The organism is Colwellia psychrerythraea 34H (assembly GCF_000012325.1).
Classification (GTDB): Bacteria; Pseudomonadota; Gammaproteobacteria; order Enterobacterales; family Alteromonadaceae; genus Colwellia; species Colwellia psychrerythraea_A.
Map to the genome: position 1 here is coordinate 1705206 of NC_003910.7, position 19389 is coordinate 1724594.

Annotated in this window: 19 protein-coding genes; 7 read left to right on the forward strand and 12 right to left on the reverse strand. The window is 37.0% G+C overall.

Annotated features, from left to right (window positions below; translation table 11 throughout):
- Positions 1-1869 carry a GNAT family N-acetyltransferase gene (locus tag CPS_RS07350; protein ID WP_011042488.1) on the reverse strand — a complete coding sequence of 623 codons (1869 nt, stop codon included), beginning with the start codon at positions 1867-1869 and terminating at the stop codon, positions 1-3.
- Between the two features lie 591 nt (positions 1870-2460).
- Here CPS_RS07350 and CPS_RS07355 point away from each other — a divergent pair.
- The 3 genes from CPS_RS07355 (at position 2461) to CPS_RS07365 (ending at position 5094) form a co-directional block, all read left to right on the forward strand.
- Positions 2461-3096 carry a sulfotransferase gene (locus CPS_RS07355; protein ID WP_011042489.1) on the forward strand — a complete coding sequence of 212 codons (636 nt, stop codon included), beginning with the start codon at positions 2461-2463 and terminating at the stop codon, positions 3094-3096.
- A gap of 395 nt (positions 3097-3491) precedes the next feature.
- Positions 3492-4064: a tRNA-(ms[2]io[6]A)-hydroxylase gene (locus CPS_RS07360; protein ID WP_011042490.1), complete on the forward strand. Its 573-nt coding sequence runs from the start codon at positions 3492-3494 to the stop codon at positions 4062-4064.
- Between the two features lie 364 nt (positions 4065-4428).
- The gene (locus CPS_RS07365) at positions 4429-5094 is read left to right on the forward strand and encodes a LiaF domain-containing protein (protein WP_011042492.1); all 666 of its coding nucleotides are present in this window, start codon (positions 4429-4431) and stop codon (positions 5092-5094) included.
- A 74-nt stretch (positions 5095-5168) separates the two neighbouring features.
- Here the strand turns inward: CPS_RS07365 and CPS_RS07370 are convergent, their stop codons facing one another.
- Both CPS_RS07370 and CPS_RS07375 read right to left on the reverse strand, forming a co-directional pair.
- Positions 5169-5687, reverse strand: coding sequence for a DUF1697 domain-containing protein (locus CPS_RS07370; protein WP_011042493.1), 519 nt, complete (start codon positions 5685-5687; stop codon positions 5169-5171).
- A gap of 119 nt (positions 5688-5806) precedes the next feature.
- Complete coding sequence (locus CPS_RS07375; RefSeq protein WP_274377089.1) at positions 5807-7006, reverse strand: benzoate/H(+) symporter BenE family transporter; 1200 nt, start codon at positions 7004-7006, stop codon at positions 5807-5809.
- A gap of 59 nt (positions 7007-7065) precedes the next feature.
- Between CPS_RS07375 and CPS_RS07380 the strand changes: the two genes are divergently transcribed.
- Positions 7066-7623 (forward strand): helix-turn-helix domain-containing protein, encoded by a 558-nt coding sequence (locus CPS_RS07380; RefSeq protein ID WP_011042495.1) that lies wholly within the window; start codon positions 7066-7068, stop codon positions 7621-7623.
- 169 nt (positions 7624-7792) lie between these two features.
- Here the strand turns inward: CPS_RS07380 and CPS_RS07385 are convergent, their stop codons facing one another.
- The 5 genes from CPS_RS07385 to CPS_RS23695 form a co-directional block, all read right to left on the reverse strand.
- Positions 7793-8695: a hypothetical protein gene (locus tag CPS_RS07385; protein ID WP_011042497.1), complete on the reverse strand. Its 903-nt coding sequence runs from the start codon at positions 8693-8695 to the stop codon at positions 7793-7795.
- Positions 8696-9077: 382 nt separating this feature from the next.
- Entirely contained in the window at positions 9078-11120 is a 2043-nt protein-coding gene (locus tag CPS_RS07390; RefSeq protein WP_011042498.1) for an alkyl/aryl-sulfatase, read from the reverse strand.
- A 274-nt stretch (positions 11121-11394) separates the two neighbouring features.
- The gene (locus tag CPS_RS07395; protein ID WP_011042499.1) at positions 11395-12297 is read right to left on the reverse strand and encodes an MBL fold metallo-hydrolase; all 903 of its coding nucleotides are present in this window, start codon (positions 12295-12297) and stop codon (positions 11395-11397) included.
- Between the two features lie 31 nt (positions 12298-12328).
- Positions 12329-13096, reverse strand: a complete 768-nt coding sequence (locus tag CPS_RS07400) for a glutathione S-transferase family protein (protein ID WP_011042500.1) — start codon at positions 13094-13096, stop codon at positions 12329-12331.
- 69 nt (positions 13097-13165) lie between these two features.
- Positions 13166-13315 carry a hypothetical protein gene (locus CPS_RS23695; RefSeq protein ID WP_011042501.1) on the reverse strand — a complete coding sequence of 50 codons (150 nt, stop codon included), beginning with the start codon at positions 13313-13315 and terminating at the stop codon, positions 13166-13168.
- A 154-nt stretch (positions 13316-13469) separates the two neighbouring features.
- On the opposite strand from CPS_RS23695, the gene CPS_RS07405 reads away from it, so the two are divergent.
- Positions 13470-14357: a LysR family transcriptional regulator gene (locus tag CPS_RS07405; protein WP_011042502.1), complete on the forward strand. Its 888-nt coding sequence runs from the start codon at positions 13470-13472 to the stop codon at positions 14355-14357.
- A 225-nt stretch (positions 14358-14582) separates the two neighbouring features.
- On the opposite strand, the gene CPS_RS07410 is transcribed toward CPS_RS07405, so the two are convergent.
- Both CPS_RS07410 and CPS_RS07415 read right to left on the reverse strand, forming a co-directional pair.
- Positions 14583-14975 (reverse strand): hypothetical protein, encoded by a 393-nt coding sequence (locus CPS_RS07410; RefSeq protein ID WP_011042503.1) that lies wholly within the window; start codon positions 14973-14975, stop codon positions 14583-14585.
- Positions 14976-15699: 724 nt separating this feature from the next.
- The gene (locus tag CPS_RS07415; protein ID WP_011042504.1) at positions 15700-16596 is read right to left on the reverse strand and encodes a LysR family transcriptional regulator; all 897 of its coding nucleotides are present in this window, start codon (positions 16594-16596) and stop codon (positions 15700-15702) included.
- Positions 16597-16713: 117 nt separating this feature from the next.
- Here CPS_RS07415 and CPS_RS07420 point away from each other — a divergent pair, with 117 nt between their 5' ends.
- Complete coding sequence (locus CPS_RS07420; RefSeq protein ID WP_011042505.1) at positions 16714-16992, forward strand: DUF1330 domain-containing protein; 279 nt, start codon at positions 16714-16716, stop codon at positions 16990-16992.
- A 55-nt stretch (positions 16993-17047) separates the two neighbouring features.
- Positions 17048-17593: a carboxymuconolactone decarboxylase family protein gene (locus CPS_RS07425; RefSeq protein ID WP_011042506.1), complete on the forward strand. Its 546-nt coding sequence runs from the start codon at positions 17048-17050 to the stop codon at positions 17591-17593.
- Positions 17594-17858: 265 nt separating this feature from the next.
- Here CPS_RS07425 and CPS_RS07430 read toward each other — a convergent pair whose 3' ends face one another.
- Positions 17859-18758 (reverse strand): MBL fold metallo-hydrolase, encoded by a 900-nt coding sequence (locus CPS_RS07430; RefSeq protein ID WP_011042509.1) that lies wholly within the window; start codon positions 18756-18758, stop codon positions 17859-17861.
- Between the two features lie 178 nt (positions 18759-18936).
- Positions 18937-19290, reverse strand: a complete 354-nt coding sequence (locus CPS_RS07435; protein WP_011042510.1) for a DOPA 4,5-dioxygenase family protein — start codon at positions 19288-19290, stop codon at positions 18937-18939.
- Positions 19291-19389: the final 99 nt, after the last annotated feature.

Sequence of the window (19389 nt, forward strand, 5' to 3'; positions counted from 1 at the left end):
TTAGTGTTTTTCAGTATCACCCGTTTCCGGTGTCGTTAACGTTAGCTCTAAGCTAACTTCATCAAAATCTTCACTTGGCTGGCGCACAAAACCTGCACGTTCGAAGACTTTTAACATAGAGCCATTATCTCGTCGCACACAGGCAACTAAACTATCAAGCTTACGAATTTTAGCTATGGCGATCATCTCACCCAATAGGGTACTTGCCATGCCTCGACCACGTAGACTTTCTTTAATAACAAAAGCCACCTCACCGCTATTCATACTTTCAATATAATAATATCGAGCAACGGCTTGTATCGATTCACCTAAAGAGTTTTTCTTGGTAAAACAAAGAGCAAGGTCTGTGTGTTGATTTACGCTGACCAAATTACAGGACTTTTCACGCGTCATCTGGGTAATATGATGGTTATAACGCATGATTAACGTTTCTTTATTATGAGAATAAAAGAACTCTTGTAATTTACGTTCATCAGCCGGCGCTAATGCCCTTAATGTGTAATTAATATCGGCAAAATTAAAGCGTTTCATTTCTATGGTGCCTAATTCAGGCACCGAGCTAGGAGAGCTTTCTTGATACTCAGGCACCCAATAATGTTTACGAACATCGTTAAGCAATTTATCTCTAAATTTAGGATGAGCGATACGAATCAGCTCTAGTGCGCGTTCGCGAATACTTTTACCTTGCAACGAGGCGATACCAAACTCGGTAACGACGAAAGCAACATGACCGCGAGAAGTCACTACGCCACCGCCTTCAGTTATATGGGCAACGATACGAGAAGTTGTACCATCTTTGGTTGTGGAAGGTAGAGCTATAATTGCCTTACCGCCTTTACTTAAAGAAGCGCCACGAACAAAATCTACTTGTCCACCAATGCCACTATAGAATTGATAACCAATAGAGTCAGAAACTACTTGTCCGGTTAAATCAACTTCAATGGCGCTATTGATTGACACCATGTTGTCATTTTTGGCAATTTTTACGGGTGAGTTAACATGTTCTGAAGGATAAAACTCAATATGAGGATTACCATCAACAAAGTCATATAATTTTTGGCTGCCAATACAGAAGGTTACTACGGCTTTGCCTTTGTGGTAGGTTTTTCTACGGTTATTGATAACCCCTTTTAGCATGAGATCAATCACACCATCTGAGATCATTTCACTGTGAATGCCTAAATCTTTATGATTACCTAAATAGGTTAATACCGCTTCTGGGATCTTACCGATACCAATTTGTAAAGTAGCACCATTGTCTATTAGCATAGAAACGTATTGACCAATTTGTTCAGTACGTCTATCCATTTCAGGGGCAAAAATTTGTGGTAAATCTTGCTCTGCATTTATCCAACTATGAATTTGATTTACATGAACAAAGCTATGACCATTGGTACGTGGCATTTTAGGGTTTATTTGGGCGATGACATATTTGGCAGCTTTTACTGCTGCAGAAACAATATCTACACTCACGCCTAATGAACAGTAACCGTATTCATCAGGTGGACTCACCATGATCAGTGCTGCATCAAGCGGTAAACTATTTTCATTAAATAAACGTGGAACATCAGAAATAAAGCAAGGTGTATAATCACCACGCCCTTCGGCGATAGCTTCACGAATATTCTTACCGCCAATGAACAAACTATTTACTTTAAATAAGTCTTTATGTTCAGATTTCGCCCAAACATTCTCAGACAAAGTTAAAATATGAACGGTTTCAATATCATGTAGCCCTTTGCTATTGGCTATCAAATCATCTATTAAGGCATTAGGTACGGCGGCATTAGAGCCGATAAAAATACGATTACCTGATTTTAAGTAATCACCCCATTTGACACTATCACGTTGCTCGTCTTGTGCTGTCATGAAATTTCCTTGACTAATATTTACTCGTTATGTGCTAGATATGTACTAGGTATATACCCGTTACCAATCAAAGTGCTGAATTTCAGTGGGAATTAAAACCACTTTAGGCTAGGTAAATAATTTAAGCATAGTCATTCTATGGTTTGATTATTTAACGCCGAATAAAGTGATTTTAAACCCATCAAAGAAGTACTTGAGCAATACCACTTCATCGTTGCTGTGAATTATAATGGAACAACCATTATTTCATCACAGCGCCTTGAATTGAAATTGCTCAAGCACTCTGAAAACTGCATCTTGAATGATAACGGGTAAATTCAGTATGCTCTCATAAATAAGGCATTTATTGATCACTGTCAATTGGACGTTTGTTATATAGATATTTGTCGATATTTATGCTGTCAATTATCTATTTTTAATACAAACTGACGTTCGTATTTCTTAAGGTACGTTCTAAAGGCACTTAATTGAACCAACTTTGCACATCAAAATTCAACAGCGCCAAACAAATAAGTTATAATCGCATGTTTTTAACGTGATTTCAGAGTGTTTTACTGCAATCAACTTTTACTTTTAAAGGGTTTAGCTTAAGTGTCGACAGAGAAAATTTTTATTATTGGTTTACCGAGAACGGCAACCACCAGCGTGTGTTTAGCAATGTTAGAGCAAGGTTATAAAACGGCTCATAATGCGTATACACAGGATTCATTTTCTCAAGCACAAGTGTTAGCTGATACGCCAATATTTTGTGACTATCAAACACTTGATAAAGACTTCCCTAATAGTCGGTTCATTCACTTAACGCGTGCTCCAGAGCTTTGGCTTCCTTCAATTAAGCAACTTTTACAACGCATGTTAGTTAACTTACAACGTACTGATGGAGGGTTTAATCCCCATATAAAGCGTTGTTACAGTGAAACCTTCTCTCCATTAACCGAAGAGAATATTAACAGTGATGAGTTCTTGCTAGATTGTTACACCCGTCATCAGCAAGGGATTACTGAACACTTTCAAGACAGACCTCAAGATCTGCTTACCATAGATGTAGGTGACGAAGGGAGTTACTTAGCCATGTTGTCTTTCCTTAATATTGAAAAAGAAAAAGCAAGAGAGGGCGGTTTTAAACAAATAAATATTGGCGGTAAAGTGAGAGCCTGGCAGCACCTTAATAATCCGCTAAAAGTAGAGTCGACTAATAAGGGCCGCATTGATAAGGTGCTTTATTAGCTGCGATAAAAGTAATTATTAAACCCCTCAGTGGTTAGCTATTGTAGAGTGAAAAGTTCACAGGTAAAATCATGCCAATTTCGTCAATTAAATTTCATTAAATAAATATATACCCGTTCCACTTGAAGATGCATGATTCAGCTGGAATTAGAAACGCCTTTAGGCATGGCATTGATTGAAGAGAATAGTTATTCTATTGTCGAAATCAATAACGTAGCGTAAAGCGTTTCTAAACCAGCCCCTTGGGGGAAGGCTGAGCAAATCATACTCAGCGTTACATTTATTTTTAAGGGAATGACCCTTAATAAAAAAATGCGCCTTGATTATGAATCGCTCAGACTTCCTGAAACGAGCATCTTCAAGTGGAACGGGTATAGTCTTAGAGAGTAGTAACTATGTTTGAATTAAAACACCACACTGGTCAAGATTGGGTTGATGCTGTAATGGCTGATTTTAACCGTTTTTTACAAGACCATGCGGCAGCGGAAAAGAAAGCCTCAGGTATGGCAATGGCAATGTTATCTCATTATCCAGACAAAGCTAAACTTGTCCGTGCTATGACTGATTTAGCTATTGAAGAGCTTATTCATTTCAAACAAGTACTAAAGTTACTTGTGGCTCGCGATGTTACCTTAGGTCAAGATAAAAAAGACCCATACATTACTCAAATTCGTGCCTTATTTCGTAACGGTACTAGCTTCTTTTTAATGGATAGATTGCTTGTTGCAGCAGTTATTGAAGCCCGTGGTTATGAGAAGTTCTGGTTGGTTTCACAAGCACTGCCTGAAGGTAAAGACAAAGACCTTTATGAAGCGATTGCTAAATCAGAAGAGAAGCATAAAAACTTATTTGTTGAGCTTGCATACGAGTATTGCGATAAAGCAGAAGTTGATCAGCGTTTAGAAGAAATATTAATCGCTGAAGCAGAAATATGTGCAGGTCTCCCTATCCGCGCAGTACTTCACTAGTAGTTATTCATCATAGTAGTGTATTGCATCATTAATACGTCTAAAGTGCTCATTGACTAACATCGAATGTTTGAACAATGAGTGCTTTCATTTTATATTTTCGCAGCACATCTTTAAACTGAAAACCTCTCTTTCTTTCTGAATTACTTATTAAACATCTCAAATATTACTCTACCGTATTCCCCTTATTTTGGTCAAAATCACCATATAATTGTATATGTATCACTCGAATATTTCTTTGTGTTCATAACTTTTTGTATTTAAAGATAAATATTTTTGGCATTGTCGTTGCTTCTTTATTTGTTAGAGTGTTACTCATTTGTAAATAAGTAATCACGAAACTTAAAAAAACAAGGAAAGTAAAATGACCGTTACCCTAAAAGATAGACCTATTGAAACAGTACGTAGTGAAGTGATTGACCAATTGATCATGAATTATAGTCATGCTGAATTATCTTATGAGGCTTTTGAACGTCGTTTAGACCAAGCTATGGAATTGGCTAACCATCAAGACTTAGTTGATCTAACCAGCGACTTACCCTTAGCTGTTGACAAAGCTTTTGTCGAAAGTAAAAAACAAGATTTAGCCCCTAATTATGTAGGAGGTGAAACAGAAGAACTGGACTACATGGTAAATATTTTTAGCGGCAGCACACGTGGAGGTGTATGGCGAGTAGCAAAAGAAACTCGCTATCTAAGCATATTTAGTGGTACGGATATTGATTTTACTGATGCTCAATTTAGCCAAGAAGTTGTGCGTATTAAAATGTTTAGCTTATTTAGCGGCGATACAATTTATGTCCCAGAGAATGTCAATGTAATATCAAAAGCATTTTGTATCTTTGGTGGCATTGATAATATAGCGCCAAGCCAATCAAGGTCTTCAGGCGCTAATCAGAGTAGTTTGAATAAACCGACTATTATAATTGAAGGACTCTCTATTTTCAGCGGTGTTAGTATTAAAGTAAGACGAAGTATGAAAGAGCGCTTTGTTGAGCTGGCAGATAGTTTGAAAAATATATTTTCGTAATAAGAGTTCAGTTTATCTCACATCAAACGTAAGACTTCTATATAGTTAAAAGGTGCTACTTTTAGTAGGGCCTTTTACATTTTTTTTAACATAGCACTGACTTTATTGGTGGTATTTAAATTGCGACCTGAAGCTGGCTGGCCTAGACAAGCTTCTATATTAGTGACTAGTTTAGAGCGGCCGATACCATGTGGGGCATGTAAATAAAATACCTTGTCTTTTACAAGGTAGACTTCTGATTCAGCGAGGTATTTAGTCATTTTTTCTTGGTTTAACTCGATGGCATTATGGCAAAAATAAAAGTGCACGAACTTACCTTCGAATGTTTGATAGGGGTTATTTGTCATAGCGCTACTAAATTCTGCTTCATTCAAAATGAAGAGTTCAGGAGAAAAGCCAAAATTGTCCATTACAAGTTTATGAATGACATCGGCTGGATTAGTTGAGCTTTTTAAAACCACATTACCACTTTGAATATAAGAAGATATCTCTTCAAATTCAGCTTCTTCTAACAGAGGAACAAGCGCTTTCATAGGTAATAAATTTTTACCCCCAACATTAATTCCTCTAAAAAGTATTACATATTTTTCCATGTCAGTACCTTAAGTGTTTATGAATGCTCATAGGTATGAGCATTCATATGTATGAAATCTACAGTATTATTATCTCTTAACATATCTTAAAGTATTTAATTTTCAAATCGTACTTATAGTTAGCATAATTTGTCGTTGGATCTATTCAGCAAGCTTTGAGTCATTAAGGTTATTGAGCCGGCGATTAATCCCCATAATACAGAGCTAATATCCCATAGTGACAAGTTAGACGCTGTCACGAGAAAGGTAATGATTGCCGCTTCAGACATTTTATCGTCAGAGAGCGCTTGCTGAATACTACTATTGATAGTGGTAAATAAAGCCATACCCGCTAATGAATAAATTAGTGCATTAGGTAATGATGCGAAAGCTTGCATCAGGTATCCAGCAGAAATGGCCATTAATATATAAAAGCCACCACCAGAGATTCCAGCCCAATAACGCTTTTTAGGATCTTTATCCACGTCTTTAGTCATACATATCGCTGCTGTTATTGCCGCTAGGTTTATGGCATAACCACCAAAGGGAGCGGCAAGCATATTCACAAAGCCGGTAACACTTAATATCGACGATACCGGGGCTTTATAATTATGAGCTTTTAATACCGCAATGCCTGGCAGATTTTGTGCTGCCATCGTGACAAGAAATAAGGGAATGCCAATACCAAGTACCGCGGACATATTAAATTCAGGTGAAATATAGGTAAATTCACTTAGCTGCCAAGAAAATGCAGTAAACGTCATTAACTTAAGTTGCCACGCAAGCACTACACTAATGATCAACACGAATAACATGGTGAATTTTGGCATCAATTGTCTACAAACTAAATAGGTAAAAAACATGACGATCACCAGCAGTGGCGCCTTATTCATTTGATTAAAAACATCAATGCCAAAATTAACCAAAATTCCACCCAGCATTGCAGAAGCAAGTTGAAAGGGCAGTTTGTTTATTAATTTTTCAAACCAACCGGTAATACCGCACAAGAAAATTAGCAATGCTGAGAACATGAAGCCAGCTATCGCTTCGTTGAGGTTAAAATTTTGAGTATTTGCAATAAGTAATGCTGCGCCTGGTGTTGACCAAGCAATCAGTATTGGAACACGGTAATAAAATGAGAGGGCAATCGACGTTATGCCCATTGATAATCCTAACGTTAATATCCAACTTGATGCGAGACTTGCATCACCGCCTAAGTTAATAACTGTTTGATAGATCAAAGCTACGGAGCTGGCAAAACCAATAACAACGGCAACCAATCCAGCAACAGTCGCGCTTATTATGCGATTGACTAACATACCTATTTCCCTCACAATGATTTTAATGTGCGTTATAGCGCACAATGTACCACTATGCGTTATAACGCACAAGGGAAGTAATGAGTATAAATTTCAACAATGCCATAGGTAGTCAACTAAAATTGGCGAGAACCAATAAAGGTTGGAGTCTTGATATTGCAAGTAAGAACACTAACGTTTCAAAGGCAATGTTAGGGCAAATTGAGCGAGGCGAATCAAGCCCAACTGTTGCGCGTTTGTGGGATATAGCCACTGGTTTTCATTTACCGTTAAGCTATTTTTTTCTAGCGATAGAGGACGATGACGTATCTAAAAATATGTTAAATAGTGAGGCAGGTATATCTATCTCTACTTTATTTCCCTTCGATGTTGAAACAAAGAGTGAGGTTTTTTCCCTAACCTTAGCGTCGTTACACCAGCAAATTTCTGCTCCCCATAATGATGGAGTGATAGAGCATATTTTGGTGATAGAAGGAGATATGGAATATCTTCTCAATGGGCAGTGGCACCATTTAAGCAAAGGTGACGTGGTAAAGTTCAATGCCAATCAAAAGCACGGTTATCGCAATGTGTCAGAACATCAGGCTGTATTTCATAATATTATTTGTTATACAAACGAAGATAAAACCACAAGATAAGTGAAAGTCCCCATTAATATGCGTTTCTTTTAGTGTCAATTGGATAATCATTTATCTCTTACTGCTTTTGGCACAAAGTGGCTGAAAAATCTCCCTAATTTACCATTGAATTTGGCAGAAGAGGTGATTAAACCTATACCCTTATAAGTCGGAGTATTAGCGCTAAAAATTAAGTACCGTAATAACTGATCAAACTCAATGCAATACCGTGTTCCCTTCTAAAATTTCTAATTTGGTTAAACTCAATAAAAGGTTCAACTTCAAAATATAGCCATGATTTATAGAACAAGTTTCTATATCGTAATGATAAATAATAGGTTTCATTTGATATATCTTCTTTGTTATTACTTTTATTATATTGAATACCACTTACTAGTAATTGATTTTTTTCTAACTTAAAAACATGAAATAACCCTACCTTTCTTCTAGATCTAGCCTCATGTTCGAGCTTTTGCCAACTTGCTGAAAAAGAGACAGTACTACCTTCGAGGTAATAGGCAATCGCTCCTTTTAAACCTGGACCCCAACCATCTTTATAAAAATAGTCAACTCGTGGGAGTAGCTCAAACTTAAACGTTTCACTTTCCCAATTTAAGCTCGCTTCGGTTCTTACATATAATTGCTTACGACTAACGCCGACTCTGGTTTTTATATTGTTATTTTTGTTAAATTCTTTTGCATACTGAACTGCTAAGTTCACACTTTCTTGGCTGTCTTGAAAAGGGTCTGACTCATAATCAAGTAAAAGCTCATCTTCATTGTCGTTATCAATAATTAAGGCAAGTCTTTCATCCAAGTTAGGTAAATTAAAGGCAACTTTAAATTTGGCATCAAACTCATCTAAATCTGCTGTACGTGGTAACCAACCTAACTGTAAATACCCTTTTGCAGACGCGCCGCCCTCAGTAGAGCCATCAATATCATCTAACCAAGAAGCGGTATCTTGCATCATATTATTAAGTTTACTTTGAAAGAGGTCGGCTCTAGGTCGTACTTTATCCTCAAGATCTTTTGCACAGCAAAAAGTACAAAATACAAATAAAATTAAGCCTACCGTAGTTTTTAACAGCATTGATTTATTCCAATTTAATCGAAATTATACTCACAATTAATTGTTCTTTTTTTTGAGTAAATAAAAAAATACAAGGAGGTGGATATCTCGAAAATGTCATTATTTAGCAAATATAACGTTAGTTGGAATCTAACACATTTCGGTCTACTCGTTAGTTTTGCCATCCAATAATTCGCTCCCATGTAATTAGGCGTATTCAGTTGCTTGTTTTTCGACTTCTAAGTTAACTCAATATAGAGAAAAGGTTGTTGGAGTTTTATAAGCTAGAAATAGTGTGTTTTGGTAGGTTATAGATTCAGCGGTGGCTATGAACCATCCGCTGAAACTATTTATTAACTACCAGTAATGGGCAGTACTCACACTAGAAATGTACGATGAAAAGCTATTTAGCACTAGGCAAGGTGCCAGGTATCAATTCAAAATCTATACTGAAAGTAGTCAACATGTTTTTCAGTTCGTCATAAGGCTTTTTATTGCCTTTTAACTTTGCTTTACCTGCCTTAATTTTATCATCAAGGGTTGCCATGCCCATCATCACATCATTAAGTTCAGTGCGATTCATGGTTATGGTTAGGTCAGCTTTTGGCGACTGAATACCTTCAATATTGGTTAGAGCAGAATTGCTGAGTTCAACCAAGTATTTCTCATCATTATCTGGAGTAACAAAGTTAATGGTGAAATGCTTACCTTCCGTTTTACTAACGTCTAAACGTACGGCTAAAAAGTCCAACCATAACGCGGTAGACATACCACGAATTACATCAGGTCCAGCCGCTGAGGGGGATGCACCGCTTGGCATACCATGGCGTAATTCGTAAGCTGCAGCTAGGAAGCTGTTGCGAACGCTCGGGCTCTCTTTTTGATAACCTATTTGTTCATATACGTCGGCCAGTAAATCTTTTGCAGGCTGGTTGTTAGGTTCGGCATAAACTAACTTATTTAGAATTTCGATGGCGTGAAAATATTTCCCCTGATCATGCAGCTCTTTACCTTTCTTCATTATTTTCTTAGCACCACCCATCATTTCAACATACAAGGGAGATGAGTCTTCAGGAGACAAAGGCATCAATGTCGCAGGATTAGCATCCCAATAGCCTAAGTAACGGTTAATAACCGCACGGCTATTATGTTCTTCAGAGCCATGGTAGCTATGTGCTGACCATTGGTTACGTAAGCTATCAGGCAATTTATAAACATTGTGAACTTGGTTAACCGTTACACCTTCGTTAGCCAAATGCAAAACTTGGTTATTTAGGTGGGCATAAGTATCACGTTGGGTACGCATAACTTCCTGAATACGCTCATTTCCCCAGCGTGGCCAACTGTGTGATGCAAACATAACATCAGCATCTTGGCCAAACTTGTATAGTGCTACATTGATTTGTTTTGACCATTCCAGTGCATCACGCACTAATGCCCCACGTAGAGTATAAATATTATGAATGGTGCCTGTGATGTTTTCGGCTGCCCAGAACGCTTTCATCTCTGGGAACCAGGTATTCATTTCGGCTGGTGCTTCGGTGCCAGGGGTATTTTGGAAGACCATTTTGATACCATCAACGGTCATGGTCTCAAAGTCTTTTTCAATAATGACATTCGGCGCAAGCAAGCCAGCATTGCCGCTTGCAATGTTTTTACCAATGGATTGATCAACATGACCAAATGGACTGCGGGGCAGAAGAGCACCATATTGAAAGAATAATCGTCGAGTCATGGCATTACCGGCCATTACGTTCTCGGAAACTGCATGATGCATAAAACCTGTTGATGCAATAACTTTTACCTTACCGCTTTTAACATCGGCTTCATCAACAACACCACGAGCGCCACCAAAATGGTCTCCATGAGAGTGAGAATAAACAACGGCAACAACAGGTCTTTCGCCAAGTTGTTCATTAATGAATTTAAGCGCGGCTGAAGCCGTTTCTTTAGTCGTTAGTGGATCAAAAATAATCCAGCCGGTATCACCTTTAATAAAACTAATATTGGCTAGATCATAACCACGTACTTGGTATATTTTCCCAGGCAATACTTCATACAAGCCATAGGCCATATTAAGCGTAGCTTGACGCTGTAGTGAAGGGTGCATGCTGTCGAAGTTCTGGCCCTCTTTAAGTAGAAACTCATAACTTCCCATGTCCCATGCTACGTGACCAGCTTCTGCCATAATCTGTTTATATTTTGGCGCAGCAATAAAGCCTCTTTTTGCTTCTTCAAAATCACGTTTGTCTTCAAAGGGTAGACTTTTACGCTGTCCCTCTTGTAATTCAATGGTGAATTTTGATGGCATTTTACCTTTTACATCAAAATGCTTACTTGGATCGCTTGTTTTTATTTCTCCGCTACTGCTTGCGGCAAAGGCGGTGGAAAACGTTCCACTAATAAAGACGGAAGTCATTGTTATACAAACTAATTTTCTAATCATGTATTTATCTCCATATTGATGACTAAATTCAGTTAATACTTAAAGACAGGTAAAAACTGTTTGCTAAAATTTTGGTGTCGTGAACAAATAATTCTTTTAAAATCCTTATATATCAGTTTGTAGCGATCATTTTTAATGTGTTATTTACATAGTAATACTCTAACACTGGTGAATTTATATAGATGATAATTACTGTCCAATCAATAGATTTCAAAGTCTTCTTTGATTTAAAATAATAAAGACACACTATTTAATAAGACAAAAATGCTTAGCATTACCAGCCCATATGATAAAAAGCCCATATGCGTTCAATATTCATTGGTAGCCATTGTTGGTAATATTGCCAGTTTTCGTACTTAGGTAATTTAACCTGTTTTCTTAAGGCATCAGGACTGTGGACTCCAGCATCCATTGCTTTTTTAACTGCAGTCATTAAGTCTTCTATGTAAACGCGTTGCTCTTTTATTACGGAGGCAGGGTCAATGGCGGGTTCACTTTCTGGGCCATGAGCAGAGATAACATAATCAACATCCATTCTTTCAATTTCTTTTAAAGAACGAACCCACTCGTCAGGCCAAAAATCTGGCATGCCTCTAAAGGCAACTCTGCGTGGCGTTACAATATCTGTGACAAAAAGAATTTTTTCTTCAGGGAATCGCATCACAATAAGGCTATCACCATGATTAGGTCCAAAGTAAGATAGCTCAATGGTACGTTTACCTAACTTCACTGTGTAGTTATCGTCAAAAACAATATCAGGAGTTGGCAATACAGGACTAGGGTGGTCTTCAAGCTGCTTTAACATATTTTTGTGGCCAATATATTTTGCGCCTTCTGCTTTAAATACATTACCACCAGAGACATGGTCATGATGATTATGGCTATAAATAACAAACTTAACTGGCTTATCTGTTATCTTTCGAATTTCACTCTGCATTAACTTCGCAGCCTTCGGGTTTAGGGGATCTGAAATAATCACGCCATCATCAGTTACCACAAAAAAATTACGATAAACCCACCAACGAAATACGTATATGCCGTTACCGACATGCTTAACACTGTGGCCAAATGTTTTACCCCCCATAGGCTCTTGTGTTGGAAATGTTGACGATGCCATGACAAGTGAAGAGATGAGCAAGCCAACGATTAACGTGACCTTTTGCAATATTGTTCTCATAAACTATTCCTTTAAAAATTAATGTAGATCTTTATTTGCTCCACCAGTGACTCTGAACTTGAGCAAGTGTGTAACTTTTTCGTTGTTGCATTCTTAAGTAGTAGGATGCGAGGCGTGGAAATATATTTTTATCTAACCAGCTGCTATAACCCAATAAATCAAACCTTGAGAGTGCTACCGTCCAAATAACATCAGCTACGGTGTAGGTATTACCCAGCAGAAAATCATTATCTTGCAATTGTTTTTCAACAAAGATAATTGCTTCTAATGCGTTGTTTTCAACTGTTTCGATATATTGTTTATCAACTCGAAATTTCTTAGTCTTTTCTGAGCGATTAGCACATACAACATAGTTAGCGCTAAGTTTAGGATGTTTTTCAGACATCAATAATGTTTTTTGTATTCTTTCATTCAATATTTCTTCAGATTTTTCCATCGATGGATGTCGGGCATAACTGAGAATATGCAGATCAATATCATCAGCTAAATCAATTAATTGATCCATTAATGGCCTATCACTTTCATCTTTGGGGAGCAAAGCGTTTCCTTCGGATAACGAAGCAATTGCCCGAATAATATGAGCAGAGTCAGTCAATACTTTTGTGGTTCCGTTTCTAAACTCTACTGTGGGAATTACTCCTTTTGGATTAAGTTTCAAATACCAAGGTTCAAGCTGCTCTTGCTTTTGTACAATATCGATAACACGTCCCGACCAAGCAAGTCCCTTTTCTTCGAGTGCCAGTCTCACTTTCATTGAGCATACCGATAAAGGATGATGGTAAAGCATGAATGATGTCATTGTGTTAGCTCCCGTAGAGTTAAATTTGAATAACCGTTAATAGTCTAATTAAACAACGATAAACTGCTTTTATACGCGTGTCGGCAACATACGTGGCAATACATCGGCTTCAGGCTTATCTAGAAAACGATGTTTTAGTGCGCCGGTAACATGCGCAAATAATGCTGCAATAAGTTTATAAACCAGTAAAAAATGCGCTTTTTTGGCTAATAGTCCCATTTCTAGTGTTCATCACTACCTTTTTAATCATATTACTGACAATTAATGTCGTCTCTAACGAGTTGTACCTAATTTCTTAACCACAGCTTATTGTAATTTTTGATAGTGATATATATGCTGGTGGTCAACTTATTGTTTACTCACAGGTTCTAATGTGAATATTTTAACATTGATGGAAACTTTCTCTGCGGTTGTAGAGGCAGGAAGTTTTACTGGGGCAGCTGAAAAGCTTGGACTCTCTAAATCATTTGTCAGCAAACAAGTCTCAACATTAGAAGTAGAGCTAGGGTGCCGTTTGCTTTATCGCACCACGCGAACATTGAGCTTGTCTGATGAAGGTAGCCAATTCTATAACCACTGTAAGATAATTATGGCTGAAGCAGAGAATGCTCGTGCTGAAGTTATGGATAGACAAGGAGCACCTCGGGGGAAAATTAGAATGACAATCCCACAGAGTCTTATCATTTCAGGTTTTGGTCAGCTACTAATCGACTTTCAACTTCAATACCCTGAAATAAAACTAGAGGTCATTGCTAGTGGCCGTATTGAAGATTTAGTAAAAGAAGGGATAGATATTGCGCTAAGAGTAGGGCAACTTGAAGACTCAAGTCTTATATCTCGTCGATTAATGGACTGCACCTTTCAGGTTGTTGCTTCATCTGACTATATCAAAAAGTGGGGAGAACCTTTTCAACCGGCAGATTTGATGCAGCACAACTGTTTAATTTATGGCGATTCTAAAATAAATAAAGGTTGGCCATTTCGTTCTCCTAGCGGTGAATCAATTACTGTTAAAGCCAAAGGAAATTTTATAAGTAATGATGGTGGTTTGGTTGTTGAGGGCATGCTCAATGGGTTAGGTATTGGTTTTGGGCCAAGCTTTTTGTTCAATGAGCACGTAGAAAAAGGTCGATTAAAATTATTACTTAGCGATTACTATCAACCCCCCACTGCTATTTCTGCCCTATACCCGCTAAATCGAAACCTATCACGAAGGATTAGACTATTAATCGATTATTTATCTGAGCGATTATCTGTATAATTTTATGTATGAAGTTCTCTAAGGATACCTATTATTTATAGTGCCCAACTTCATTTTTATCGCACTTTTTAGTGCCGAACGTTGGCGGCTAATCCTAAAAACATTTTTTACCTAAAGTATCAATGACAGTCGGAGAATAAAAGAGAGGGATATAAGCCACCATTAACGCAATTTATTAATGGCGGCAAAACACGAAATAAGCCTTGAGGCTATCCTAACCTTAGATTAATACTGCTTTAACCAAAGTACGCCAGCTAGTCTTAATTGGTAGCTTGCTACGTTATTTTTAACTAAAGGCATTGTATCTAGCACGCTTTTAGCTTCTTCCTCAGTTTTAGCTTTGATAAAGAACATCACTTTGCCTACATCGCCTTTATGAACACTAACTTCGTCTTTTTTGTTATCTAGGTAGACGTTTTCTAATATGCCTTCGCCCCATAACTTTAACATTTTAGTCATTTGTTCGTTAATCGTATGCTGAAAAAGTCTAGTATCATTCGTTTCAATCGTCCATGTGACAGCATAGGTATTACGCATATCAGCTTCGCTTGCGTGTATTGATGTCATTGAAAAAAGACTCAATAAAACAAGTGAATAAGTAAGTAGTAGTTTTTTCATAAAAAATGTCCTTAGATAAAAATTAATGGTGATTGCTCTCCTTACTAATTTTATTGTATTTTAAGTAGCTGATATATACGCTAATCGTCAACTCATTGTTCACTCACAGGGGGGAATGTGAGTATTTTTTAACTCTTATGGAAAACTTTATCGACGTTGTCGGGATTGGGAATCTACTACTGCGGCATGGAGTGTCGGGGGGAACTAAATCATTTCCTAGATCTAGTGGCTAAGTGGTTCGGGTCATTGGTTTATATATCCTACCTCGCAATAGGTGGGAAAGCGCTTTAGAGGTAATACTCTTTTTTATAACTATTGATAAAAACTTGGTGGCAGTGCGGAGTATATATTAAGATGAATTCAGGTCTAAATTAGGTCGTTTTTGTGGCAAAAGTGATCATGTTTCGATAGTGCTCTTTGCAAACAGTTTGACTCTCCTTAGGGTTTGGCTAACTCTCAGCAATAGAGCTGGAATAAATTTCAAATTCTTGTGGAATTATGAGTCACAAAGCACATTAAAAAATATGCTCACTTTGTGCGAACGAAAGAGGTTATCCTCAATTGTTCTATTTTCTAATGTAATGGTTAGCCATGATGCTCATAAGTATTAATAACATTCCTTGAGCATATTTTATGTGTTTTTGATTAAGTTAAAAATCTACTATCCTGATGTTTTACTTAATAATTCAGTGCAGTAATTTCATCGTGATTTATGATATTAAATTCATAAATTATGGAAATGATTGCAAAGTAATTGATGAAACCTAGTTAAATGAACCGGCTTTTCTCTTTGATATGCGTGTAATGTATGTACAGGCCACACAGGGCCGGTAAATTGCTCCATTATGTGAACCAGTTCTCCTGACTTTATAAGAGGTTTTGCTACGTTGTCAGGTAAGAGCACGAGACCCAAATGCCGAAGTGCCATAGCTAGTGCAGTAGAAAAAGTGTTTACCTTTGAAAATTGTGTAAGCTCAATCGTTACTTTCTCTTTATTCGTACTATTGTAAACTGACATTTTTTGTTTTTGCCAGCTGGTAGAAATCCATTTTAATTGTGCTAAATCTGATAATTTTTGAGGCGTAAAGTTTTTATTTAAATACAGTGGAGTAGCGCAAAATATTTCAGTGATAGTACCTATAGGTAGGGCGCGATAACTACTATCAGGTAAATCGCCGGCATGAATAGCAACATCTAAATTATTTTCAACTAAATCTAAGCTACTATCACTCACAATAATCTCAGGCTCAATTCCTGGGTATTCAATACATAATTGTTCAATGGCCGGCATCACCACGTTACTTTCTAAAGAATGTGGCAAGGTAATAGCAAATCGACCTCTTGGGTTCTCTTCAGCATTCACTATATCTTTGAAAATCAAATCTACCTGATCTTTTAATACCTGACATCTAGATAACAATTTTTGTCCTAAAGCCGTAGTTGATACTCCTCTGGTAGTACGGTTTAACACACGAATATCCATATCAGCTTCGAGTGATTTTATTTGTTGGCTTACGGCTGATTTCGTAATGCCTAATTGTTTTGCAGCGCCAGTAAATGAACCTTGTTGCACTACTTCAGCAAATATTATTAATCGAGATAGCTGTTTTATATTGTCCATAAATACTACACAGTGAGTTCATTGTTTCGGTATTGTATAGATTGGTTTGCCTCCATACAATGAACTTATCAACTGAATCACACCGGTTTAGTTAAAAATTAACCAAAGGACAAAATCATGACTGCTTATATTATTGTTGGATTAACACCAAAAGATGCGGAAAAATTACAGCAATATGGTGCAAGGGTAGCCTCTACACTTGCCAAGTATTCTGGTGAAGTTTTAGTTAAAGGAAGCGTTGAGCAATTACACGGGAAATTTGAGCATAAAGCACAGGTGATTTTAGAGTTTCCTTCAAGAGAGGATGCTTATAACTGGTATCACTCAGAGGAGTATCAGGCACTTATTTCAACACGAGATCTAGGGATGGACTCGCAATTTCAATTAATTGGCTAAGTTTATTTAAGCATTATTATTTTCCATAAATTAACCCTCTACAGGAATTATTAGCATGAATTTTAAATTACATACGCAAGAATCATCCCCAGAAGAAAGTAAAGCACAGTTAGACTCTTCATTAAAATCCTTTGGCATGATACCTAATTTACATGCGGTAATGGCAGAAGCACCGAACGTTTTGAAAGCATACAAATTACTGCATGATTTGTTTCAAAAGACGAGTTTTGATAATGAAGAACTAACCGTTATTTGGCAAACGATTAACGTAGAAAATGATTGTCATTATTGTGTGCCTGCACACACAGGCATTGCAAAAATGATGGGTATTGATGATGAAATTACTGAGGCATTAAGAAATAGCACTACATTGCCGACTCAAAAATTACAGGTACTACATGAAACCACGCTAGCTTTAGTGCGCGATAGGGGGCGTCCAGATCCCACGATAATCTCTTCATTTTATCAAGTAGGCTATGAAAACCGTCAATTGTTAGAAATAGTGCTAGGCATTTCTCAAAAAATAATGAGTAACTATATAAATCATTTATCCGAAACGCCTATAGATGAAGCTTTTAAAGAGTTCGCTTGGTCAAAGTGATTTATTAGCGTTAGCGATATAAGCTCTATTTCGAATCAAGATTAACTTTAAGGTGCTCAATTCTGCTCTGTGGCAAAAGAGAGCACCTTAAAAACATGACTCAAGCACTCTACATTAGTGACCAAAATTACTGCACCACTACAGTTGAACTCCTGAATTATTTTGTTAAAAAAATAAAGCAAGCACTGCGCGCAAGGCCATAAATTGTAGGTGAAAATACTTTGATAAAGTGAGTATATTTTGGGGTAATATTAAGTCTAGATTGTTAGGGTTTATCATTTTGTTCAACTATCAATTCTTGAGAAACCGCATCAATACCTGCTTTGATAAAAGAGCTTAATTGAAATTCAGGGTAATTCGCCATCATCAATTGCTCGAATGATTGCTTTTGTGTGTCATTTAATAATTGGTTACCCCTAATTATTGCAAGAAGATTAGATCTATAATGACTAATGTAGTCAATTTGTCTTTGAACTAATTGATGTGTGTCTCCTGGATCACCATGACCAGTAAACAGCAGCTTAACATCAGCTATTTCGGTTAGTAACTTCTGCAATACCTTCAACCATTGTGCACTATTACCATCATTCATAAATCCGTGCATGTTGTTGAAAACTACGTCTCCTACAAAAATAACCGACCGTTTTTCACCCAATGTAAAAAATAAGTCACTGCTAGATTCCGCAGCTCCCAGATCTCTGAAACTATAATCTAGGCCATCTAAATTGACTACTTCACTATCTATAACTAATTGGTTCGGTAGTATTTTATGCTCCGGCCAATCTTGACCAAAATATGGCTTCCACTTTACTTCTTTTGAATCAACGGTGTCTTGGATGCAGTCCCTTATTCCCTTGGTACTAATGATTGGAACTTCTTTAAAACCAGTAATAATCTCGGTGCCATTATAATGATCAGGATGCCCGTGAGTAATAATAACCGCAATTAATGGTTTATTAATGTTATCCATATATTGTCGCAATAATATAGCATCAGAATTAACCATTAGAGTATCAACAACAACGATGGAATTCTTCGTTTCTATAATATATGCATTAGTAAAAAATGTACGCTCGTTTGATGTCAGCATATGAATAACATACCCTTCATCATCATAAGCATAGTGGCAGTATTTCAATTTACTTTTTAGTTTTATAACGCTCATCAAATTTCCTATTATTCATGCACGTTGGCACTGTCTTGGTTAATAAAATGTTCAATAAATACCGCCTACAACAATGTGATTGTCCAATAACTAACACTGATTAATAGAGCAATAAAAATCATTACTACGAACTATACAAATTTAGACACATGCCTTTATTGAATAATCTACGAGTTAGCTAAGGTTGAAACATAGCTAAACTTAACTCAACATCACTCCCAAGCCAATATGCATACTCAGTATGATCTTGGAGGTTGTCACCGGTTAACCCATGCACTAATACACTTAACCCTTGACGGTTATCTTCAAGCCATGGAATAAGTTGATCAAAATTATTTGATGAAAAAGTTATTTGGCAACTCCACTTAGGGTGAGGGCCTATAGGCTTTTGATGCACCCTACCAACTTTCAAGGAAAACAAATCACCGGCCTTGATACATAAATCTTTAGCAAATTCTAAAGTTTCTTGGTCAAAATAAACATGAGCATGGTAATAGTCATGAATATTAACTGGAGTTTTCTGATTGTTCATTTATTTAATTCCTTATTAATATCAGTACAGCAAGCAATTTGAATTAATACCTAACCGCAGGCGAACGAACTGAAATTAGCGTTATCAATGTATTTACTG